This is a genomic window from Alysiella crassa DSM 2578 (assembly GCF_000745955.1).
Classification (GTDB): domain Bacteria; phylum Pseudomonadota; class Gammaproteobacteria; order Burkholderiales; family Neisseriaceae; genus Simonsiella; species Simonsiella crassa.
In genome coordinates this window covers 1-8,418 of record NZ_JQKH01000096.1, presented here as the reverse complement: position 1 = coordinate 8,418, position 8,418 = coordinate 1, and the positions used below count along the sequence as shown (strand labels likewise).

The following is an 8,418-nucleotide window of genomic DNA, read 5'->3' as shown; positions in this document are numbered from 1 at the left end:
TTGCCTACAAAAATGAACCCAGCGCGGAAGTGGCGGCGCATTTGGGCGAAACCTATTGGCTGATGGGCGAGCAAGATAAGGCACGGACGGTGTGGCAGGAAGGCTTGAAATTGGATAAAAATGACAGGGTTTTGAATCAAACATTGTTGAAATATAATGTGAAATTTTAATTCACAGGCAGCCTGAAAAGGGTTTCAGGCTGCCTTATAGTCGCAGAACTGAAAAAGCAGTACGGCGTTGCCAACGCCCTTATGTACTATTCGTACACGGCGGGCGTTGTCGCCTTGTACTGCATTTTCATTTCTACGACTATATTATTCATATTGGGGAAATGGTTTATGGAATTTGTGGAACAGGATTTGGGGCATTTGCTCACGGTGCAATCTTATCAAAATGGCGCATTGGAAGTAGCTGGGCAAGTGTATGATTATCCGATTATTTTAGGCGATGAAATTATCAGGCTGCCTGAAAACAGCGTGGCGGATTTGACGGCGGAGAGTTTTCAGGCTGCCTTGAATGCGGGGGTGGCGTTGATTATTATTGGCACGGGTGCGACACAGGCGTTTTTGTCGCCCAAAGTATTGGCAGAATTGGCGCAACGCGGCGTGGGCGTGGAATGTATGAACACGGCGGCGGCGTGTCGGACTTTGGCGATGGTGCAAGGGGAAGGTCGGCGCGTGTGGGCTTGGTTATGGGTATAGTCGGTAAATTTGGCGTATAATCACGGACATATTTTTCAGGCTGCCTGACAGTACACGACAAAAATAACAGTAAGGTGCGCCATGCGCACCAAACTCACCACAATATTTAAATTATTCAGCCATTTGGTGCGCACGGCGCACCCTACATGATTAGAGCTTGGTAAAAATGATTGTGTACCGAAAGGCAGCCTGAAAAGCATTTAATTATTTGAAAGAAAAGAAAACATGAAATTTATTGACGAAGCCAAAATTGAAGTAGTCGGCGGCAAAGGCGGCAACGGCGCAGCCAGTTTCCGCCGCGAAAAATTCGTACCACGCGGAGGCCCTGACGGTGGCGATGGCGGACGTGGCGGCAGCGTGTTTGCCGTAGCCGATGAAAACATCAACACGCTGGTGGAATACCGCTTTGTGAAACGCTACCAAGCCAAAAATGGCGAAAAAGGACACGGCAGCGACCGCTACGGAGCAGGCGCAGACGACATTGAATTGCGTATGCCAGTCGGCACCTTAATCCGCGATGTGGATACCGATGAAATTTTGGCGGATTTGACCCATCACGGACAACGCGTGTGCGTGGCGCGTGGCGGCAAAGGCGGTTTGGGCAACATTCATTTTAAATCATCGGTCAATCGCGCCCCGAAACAATTTACCAATGGCGAAGACGGCGAAGCGCGTACTTTGCAACTGGAACTGAAAGTGTTGGCGGACGTGGGTTTGCTGGGCATGCCGAATGCGGGCAAATCCACGCTGATTCGTGCCGTGTCCGCCGCACGCCCGAAAGTGGCGGATTATCCGTTCACAACCTTGCACCCCAATTTGGGCGTGGTGCGCATGGACGAAAACAACAGTTTTGTGATGGCGGACATTCCCGGCTTGATTGAAGGCGCGGCGGAAGGCGCAGGTTTGGGTCATCGCTTTTTGAAACATTTGTCGCGCACAGGTTTGCTATTGCACGTTGTGGATTTGGCACCGTTTGATGAAACGGTGGACACGGCTGGCGAAGCGTTGGCGATTATCCACGAATTGCGTAAATACGATGAAGATTTGTACGACAAACCACGCTGGCTGGTGTTGAACAAATTGGATATGTTGGACGATGAAACCGCCGCCGAGCGTGAACGCGCCTTTTTGGACGCGATTGGCTGGGATTATCCTGCACCCGATGACCGTTTCCAATTTGATATGGAAACGCCACGCCTGTTCAAAATCAGCGCATTGACCCACGCAGGCACGCAAGATTTGGTGCAGCAAATCAATCAATATTTGAACGAGAAAAAACGCTTGCTCGCCGAAGCCGAAGAAGCCGCAAAAGCCGCAAACGCCTTGCCCGAAGTGGAACAAGTGAAAACCGACACCAGCATTTTTAAGGCAGAATAATTCGGTAAATTATAAAACAAGGCAGCCTGAAAACAGATTTTTAGTTTTCAGGCTGCCTGTTTATTTATAGTGGATTCAATTTAAATCAGGACAAGGCGACAGCGACCGCCGTGTACACCAAGTACATAAGGGAGCTGGTGGTTTAAATTGAATTCACTATAAAAAACATCAGAAAATCAATGCCAATACACCCACCACCAATACGGTGTATGCCGCCGCAATCACATCGTCCAACATCACGCCCAAGCCGCCACTCACTTTGCTGTCTGCCCATTTAATTGGCTGCGGTTTGAAAATATCAAATAAGCGGAATAAGGCAAACCCAATTACCCACCAAAATAAACCTTGTGGAATCAAAGCATAAACCAAAAACATCGCCACAATCTCGTCCCACACAATGCCGCCATAATCGTGGACATTACCCAATGCCAATTCGGTTTGCTTGCAAATCCACACGCCTGCCGCAAAACCGACCACCGCCAAGATAAACAAACCCAGTTTGCCCAAACCACAGCCCAATAATAAGCCCGCCAACAGCATGCCCACCAAACTGCCCCAAGTCCCCGCCGCTTTCGGCGCAAGCCCCGCACCAAAACCAAAACCGACAAAGGCAATTTTATTGTCCATCAACCACGACCAAGTTGGACGGAAAGCAAGTTGTGCTTTTTCCATATTTTTTCTCCATAATTATTTGATTAAAAAATGGTTTTAAATTTTAATTTAAATCATCATATTTGGGTAATGAAATTCAGGCAGCCTGAACATCACAAAAACACCTGCCGTTGTTCAGGCTGCCGCCCTGCCCAATCACACGCAAATTGATAAGCCGTGCGCCCTGAACGGCTGCCACGCATTTGCGCCCAATTGAGCGCGGCGTGTCGGGCGGTGTCGTCCAAATCCAAACCAAAATCGGCTAACCAGTTTGCCACCGCCGCCAAATATTCATTTTGGTCAAAGGGATGAAAACTCAACCACAAACCAAAACGGTCAGACAGCGACACTTTTTCTTCAATCGCTTCTTTGGGGTGAATTTCGCCGCCCTTGCCCACATTGTCCTGCATAAATTCGGGCATGAGATGGCGGCGGTTCGACGTGGCGTACACCAGCACATTATCGGTGCGGCGCGACAGGCTGCCGTCTAAAGCAGTTTTCAGGGTTTTGTAGCCATCTTCGCCGTCTTCAAAAGACAGGTCATCGCAGAAAACAATAAACTTTTCAGGGCGTTGTGCCAATACCGTCAAAAGTGCGGGCAAAGTCGCCAAATCGTATTTGTCCACTTCAATCAGGCGCAAACCGTGTTCGGCATATTCATGTAATAACGCTTTGATTAAAGATGATTTTCCTGTGCCACGCGCCCCCGTTAGCAAAACATTATTGGCTGGGCGGCTAGCGAGAAATTGTTCGGTGTTGCGAACCAGTTGCGCCATTTGCTTGTCCACCGCCGCCAAACGCGCCAATGGAAAAGTATGCGGGCGCGGCAAACTGTGCAAAATCCCTGCATTGCCTGCGCGTTGCCAACGGTAGGCGATGGTGTTGTCCCAATCAGGCTCAACGATTTCGGGCGGCAACAGCGCGTCTAGGCGGTTTAAAACGGACAAGGTTTTTTTGGCTAATGTGTTTAAATATTCAATTTTCATTTTATTTTTATTTAACAAATGGGCAAATTATGAATGTACACCCACATAAATTTTGGGCATATCGTTTACCGAATAGGTTTCAAAATCGGTGGTGAAACTGCGATTTAATTCGCGATTTTGTTCAATGGTTTGCCATGTTTCAAAAAGATGTTCGGGCATGGCACTTGGCACATGGTAACGCACATAATTTTGCGCGGGCAAGGTGGTTTCTCGCGCAAACGCTGGCAAGGGCAAATCTTGCGCCACCAATCTGCCAATGGTAATCAACACTTGGTCGGGTTGCGCGTCATCGTATTGATAAACGCAATACACGGTTAGGGTGAACGATGGCAGGCGTTCGGCTTTATCGTGTTGCCAACGCGCCCATAATTCGTTTAGGGTGGCGTGGGCGTGGGCTAAATCACATTGTGCTTGTATGCCCATAATGCGCATGGGGGCGTGGAGTTGGGTGTATTCAGTCATGGGACGTATTCCATTTCATTCAATCAAATATGGCGTATTTTATTTTCAGGCTGCCTTTGGGGTACAGGACAAAATTTATGTAGGGTGCGTATTACGCACCAAAATACCCAATATTTTGAATGATTTGGTGCGTGGTACGCACCCTACATTTTGTGTGTTTGTAAAAATTGTCGTACTTTCAGGCTGCCTGAAAATCACACATTCCACGCTTCTAAAAATTCTTCCCAATGTGGTTTTTCTTCGGCGATTTCGTATAAATATTCGCGCAATTTTTCAATTTCCAATTCGTATTCGGGGCGCGTGAGTGCGCCATTCATCAAACGAAAACGTTGGAACATCAAATAAGTATTCGCCACATCGGTTTCGCAATAATCGCGAATTTCATCTATTTTACCGTCTTGGTAGGCTTGCCAAACTTGGCTGCCGTCCATGCCCAATTTACCTGGGAAACCGCAGATTTTGGACAATTCGTCTAGCGGCGCATTGGCGCGTCCGCCGTACAAAGCAAGCAAATCCATTAAATCGCAATGGCGATTGTGGTAGCGGCTGATGTAATTATTCCATTTAAAATCTTTGCTGTCGGCAAAATCGCCATCGCCCATGTCCCAATAACGGGCAGCCTGAACGCCATGCACCAGCGCACGATAATGCAATACAGGCAAATCAAAACCGCTTCCGTTCCAACTCACCAATTGCGGCGTGCGTTTGTCTATCAATTTGAAAAATTCGCTGATGATGTCGGCTTCGCTGCTGTCGGGTTTACACAATGTGCCAATGTGAATTTTGTCGCCCCAACGCAAGCAGCAGGAAATGGCAACCACGCGTTGTAAATGATGGGGCATAAAATCATTGCCTGTTTTGGCTCGGCGTTGCTGTTGCCCAAATTCCACCACTTCGGCATCGGTCAAGCTGTCGGGCAATTGGTTGAGTACGCGAATGGCGGCGGCATCGGGTATGGTTTCAATATCAAAAGCGAGTATGGGGGTCATGGCAATCTGATTTCTTGAGTTTGGATAATGAAATGGCGATTGTAAACATTCAGGCAGCCTGAAACAAGAGGAAAACTTGTTTTCAGGCTGCCTGATAATACATGGCACAGAACGAGCGTAATCCACCCTACTCCACTGTGCAAACTTGATTTCAGGCAGCCTGAAGATTATTTCGCTGCCTGTGGCACACAACTCAACGCCACTTCATTCACCCCTTCCAAGAAATTCGCCTGCAACGCCACTTGCTGTTTCTTAATCAAACTGGTGCGCCCACCTGCTTTACGCGTGGCGATTCGTGCTTCGTCCAGCGTGGCAAAAGGGCCGGGCAAGGCATCGCTTTTGGCGGGGATATTCGCGTAATACACCGTTTGCGGCGCGGGGGCGTATTGCGCCAACACCGATTGAATCGTGCTGTAATCGCCCTGAATCACCAAATGCGGCGTTTGCCAACCCAAAGGCGTGGTGGCGTTGGGTTTCGTGGCAATATTCACCGCCAAAGCCGTCAAAGGAAGCTGTTGAAAAGACGCATTTTTCAGGGGAATATAATAATTCATCACCACCGAACCATCTTCCGCCGCCCCCAAACGCGCTTCCAAAGCCCCCAAATTTTGCTGATACGGCTGCGGCAAATTGGGCGCAAAACGCGATAAATCTTTTTGTACACAAGATTTGTCAATTTGCCCATTGTCGCGCATACAAGAAAATGGAAAATCCAATTTCATCGCCAACAAATTCACAGGCGAATGCGTTTGGCACAAACCACCCACCAATTCGCCCCAATCGGTTGCGTTTGCGCTGGCAACCGCAGACGCACTGTTTGCCGCCGAATCATCGCCACCGCCACCCACGCGCGTCAAACCCAAAGTAACCAATATCCCCACCAACACGCCCGACACAAACAACATCACGCTTTTAATCACATTTTTACGCTGTTCCACAGGCAAAGCACGCCAACGTGCTTGCGCGTTTTGCGCTTGAATTTTCAATGCCGCAGGAATGGTTTTGAGTTTACTCAAAATGATGTCTTTATTTAATTTTTTCATGTTTATTTGTCCACATAAATTGATTTTCAGGCAGCCTGAAACGTCAAAAAATACCGATGTTTTCATACTGCATAAACAACATCGGTATTTTGCTTATTTTAATTTATCCATGCACATTTTATCACGCTGAATAAACGCTTCCTTGCCGCCCAACAAATTCAATTGCTCTTCCTGCGAAATTTTGGAAAACGATTGAATTTGTTTCACGCCCAATTTTTGCAAGGGTTCGTTCCACATACACACGCAATAATCTGCCGCCATGCGCTCACCACCATCTACTAAATTGCGTGATTTTAAGGCTGCCTGCCATTGTGGCGAAAACGGTACATTTTTAATGCAGCTTTCCATAATCGCAATTTTTGCGTCCGATTTACTCATGCCGCATTTGCTCAAAAAGAAAAACGCCGCAAACATCAACGCAATCACCCGCAACCAAATAATCAAAGTGCGCCGCTTTTTCGCTTTCAACACTTCTTCGGGCGACAATTCCGTTTTCAGGCTGCCTGAAATCTCGTTTTCTGGCTTATCCGCATTTTCCGTATGTTTGGGTAAATCAGCCATGTAAACTTTCCATGCGGATTAAGGTAACGGGCGCAGCCACGCATTCTTGTGCTTCAATGGCGGCAATGGCGGCTTTCATGTTTTTCTCAATGGTACTGTGGGTCAAAATCACAATTTCCGCCTGATTATTGTCCAACACCGCTTTTTGAATCAGGGCTTCAATGGACACATTTTCTTTTGCCAACAAGCTGGCAATTGTTCCCAATACCCCAACTTTATCGGCAGCCTGCACGCGTAAATAATAACTGCTGCTGATGTCGTCTATGCTGACAAAATTTTGTGGCACCACTTGACTGGGCTGGAACGCCAAATGTGGCACACGGTTTTCCGTATCCGCCGTAATCAAGCGCGAAATATCAATTAAATCTGCCACCACCGCGCTCGCAGTTGGCAACGCGCCCGCGCCTGCGCCGTAATACAAAGTTTCGCCCACCATGTCCGCATTCACGCGCACCGCGTTCATTACACCATTCACATTTGCCAACAAGCGGCATTCGGGAATCAGAGTCGGGTGAACACGCAATTCAATGCCCTTCTCGGTTTTGCGCGTAATGCCCAATAATTTCACGCGGTAGCCCAATTCTTCCGCATATTTAATATCACGGCTGTCTAATTTGCTAATCCCTTCCAAATAGCACGCGCCAAAATTCACAGGCGTACCAAATGCCAATGCTGACATAATCGTGATTTTATGCCCCGCGTCATGACCTTCAATATCAAAAGTTGGGTCGGCTTCCGCATAACCCAAACGCTGTGCTTCGGCGAGTACATCTTTGAATGCGCTGCCTTTTTCGCGCATTTCGGTCAAAATAAAATTGCTGGTGCCATTGATAATCCCTGCAATGGATTGAATTTGGTTCGCCGCCAAACCTTCACGCAACGCCTTAATCACAGGAATGCCGCCCGCCACCGCCGCTTCAAATTGCACCATCACATTTTTTTGTTCTGCCAATGCGAAAATCTCATTGCCATATTCTGCCAATAATTTTTTATTGGCGGTAACAATATGCTTGCCCAATTGAATGGCTTGCAATACTGCTTCTTTTGCCATGCCTGTGCCGCCAAATAATTCCACCACAATATCCACATCTTCACGCGCCACCAAATCCATAGGATTGGCAACAAAAGTCGCTTGTGGGCAAAGTTCGGCAACGCGTTCTGCGCTTTTGTCGCACACGGCGATAATGCGCACATCGCGCCCCAAACGGCGTGCAATTTCTTGTGCATTGTCGCGCAAAACTTGGGCGACACCGCCGCCTACTGTACCCAGTCCGAGTAGTCCGATATTGATTGCTTGCATGGTAATATCCTGTTTTTAGTTCGTAAAAAATGGGGTGGATTTTAGCGGATTTTCAGGCAGCCTGAAAACATATTTTTCAGGCAGCCTTTCAGTACACGACAAAAAAAGTACAATAAAAAAAGAAGTCCGCATCAATTCAGTGGTATCGTATTAATTTTCTCACGACTAATCCAATATGACTGAATTGAGCGAACTTACCCATATCGTAACCAAAACTTTCAAATGGCACAAGAGCCACATTATTGTTTTTGTGTATTTATTGTGCACCATTGCCATGCGGCAGACCTGTAATTTGAGCAAATTGGCAATGTTTTTCCCTGATGCCAAAGCAACAAACGCCTCTTCCTA

The 8,418-nt window shown here is 47.6% G+C and carries 9 protein-coding genes; 2 read left to right on the top strand and 7 right to left on the bottom strand.

The window, feature by feature from the left end:
• Positions 1–338: 338 nt before the first annotated feature.
• Both Q338_RS11150 and obgE read left to right on the top strand, forming a co-directional pair.
• Positions 339–701, top strand: coding sequence for an Mth938-like domain-containing protein (locus tag Q338_RS11150; RefSeq protein ID WP_034295425.1), 363 nt, complete (start codon positions 339–341; stop codon positions 699–701).
• 225 nt (positions 702–926) lie between these two features.
• The gene (obgE, locus tag Q338_RS11145; protein ID WP_034295423.1) at positions 927–2,078 is read left to right on the top strand and encodes a GTPase ObgE; all 1,152 of its coding nucleotides are present in this window, start codon (positions 927–929) and stop codon (positions 2,076–2,078) included.
• Positions 2,079–2,246: 168 nt separating this feature from the next.
• Here the strand turns inward: obgE and Q338_RS11140 are convergent, their stop codons facing one another.
• The 7 genes from Q338_RS11140 to Q338_RS11110 all read right to left on the bottom strand — a co-directional run bounded on the left by Q338_RS11140 (position 2,247) and on the right by Q338_RS11110 (position 8,070).
• A complete protein-coding gene (locus tag Q338_RS11140; protein WP_034295421.1) occupies positions 2,247–2,750 on the bottom strand; it encodes a phosphatidylglycerophosphatase A family protein in 504 nt (167 codons plus the stop codon).
• A 92-nt stretch (positions 2,751–2,842) separates the two neighbouring features.
• Positions 2,843–3,715, bottom strand: a complete 873-nt coding sequence (locus Q338_RS11135) for an ATP-binding protein (protein ID WP_034295419.1) — start codon at positions 3,713–3,715, stop codon at positions 2,843–2,845.
• A gap of 27 nt (positions 3,716–3,742) precedes the next feature.
• Positions 3,743–4,177, bottom strand: coding sequence for a GyrI-like domain-containing protein (locus tag Q338_RS11130; protein WP_034295417.1), 435 nt, complete (start codon positions 4,175–4,177; stop codon positions 3,743–3,745).
• Positions 4,178–4,371: 194 nt separating this feature from the next.
• On the bottom strand, positions 4,372–5,166 hold the full coding sequence (locus Q338_RS11125) for a 3'-5' exonuclease (protein WP_034295415.1): 795 nt from the start codon (positions 5,164–5,166) through the stop codon (positions 4,372–4,374).
• Positions 5,167–5,333: 167 nt separating this feature from the next.
• A complete protein-coding gene (locus Q338_RS11120; protein ID WP_034295413.1) occupies positions 5,334–6,209 on the bottom strand; it encodes a hypothetical protein in 876 nt (291 codons plus the stop codon).
• Positions 6,210–6,302: 93 nt separating this feature from the next.
• Positions 6,303–6,770 carry a hypothetical protein gene (locus tag Q338_RS11115; protein WP_051968627.1) on the bottom strand — a complete coding sequence of 156 codons (468 nt, stop codon included), beginning with the start codon at positions 6,768–6,770 and terminating at the stop codon, positions 6,303–6,305.
• Positions 6,763–8,070, bottom strand: coding sequence for a homoserine dehydrogenase (locus Q338_RS11110; protein WP_034295411.1), 1,308 nt, complete (start codon positions 8,068–8,070; stop codon positions 6,763–6,765). Before Q338_RS11110 ends, Q338_RS11115 begins: the two co-directional genes overlap by 8 nt.
• Between the last annotated feature and the right edge of the window lie 348 nt (positions 8,071–8,418).

Excerpts from the sequence above, each read along its gene's own strand:
- obgE (WP_034295423.1), top strand. The coding sequence starts at position 927 with ATGAAATTTATTGACGAAGCCAAAATTGAAGTAGTCGGCGGCAAAGGC.
- Q338_RS11135 (WP_034295419.1), bottom strand. The coding sequence starts at position 3,715 with ATGAAAATTGAATATTTAAACACATTAGCCAAAAAAACCTTGTCCGTT.
- Q338_RS11150 (WP_034295425.1), top strand. The coding sequence starts at position 339 with ATGGAATTTGTGGAACAGGATTTGGGGCATTTGCTCACGGTGCAATCT.
- Q338_RS11125 (WP_034295415.1), bottom strand. The coding sequence starts at position 5,166 with ATGACCCCCATACTCGCTTTTGATATTGAAACCATACCCGATGCCGCC.
- Q338_RS11130 (WP_034295417.1), bottom strand. The coding sequence starts at position 4,177 with ATGACTGAATACACCCAACTCCACGCCCCCATGCGCATTATGGGCATA.
- Q338_RS11110 (WP_034295411.1), bottom strand. The coding sequence starts at position 8,070 with ATGCAAGCAATCAATATCGGACTACTCGGACTGGGTACAGTAGGCGGC.
- Q338_RS11120 (WP_034295413.1), bottom strand. The coding sequence starts at position 6,209 with ATGAAAAAATTAAATAAAGACATCATTTTGAGTAAACTCAAAACCATT.
- Q338_RS11115 (WP_051968627.1), bottom strand. The coding sequence starts at position 6,770 with ATGGCTGATTTACCCAAACATACGGAAAATGCGGATAAGCCAGAAAAC.
- Q338_RS11140 (WP_034295421.1), bottom strand. The coding sequence starts at position 2,750 with ATGGAAAAAGCACAACTTGCTTTCCGTCCAACTTGGTCGTGGTTGATG.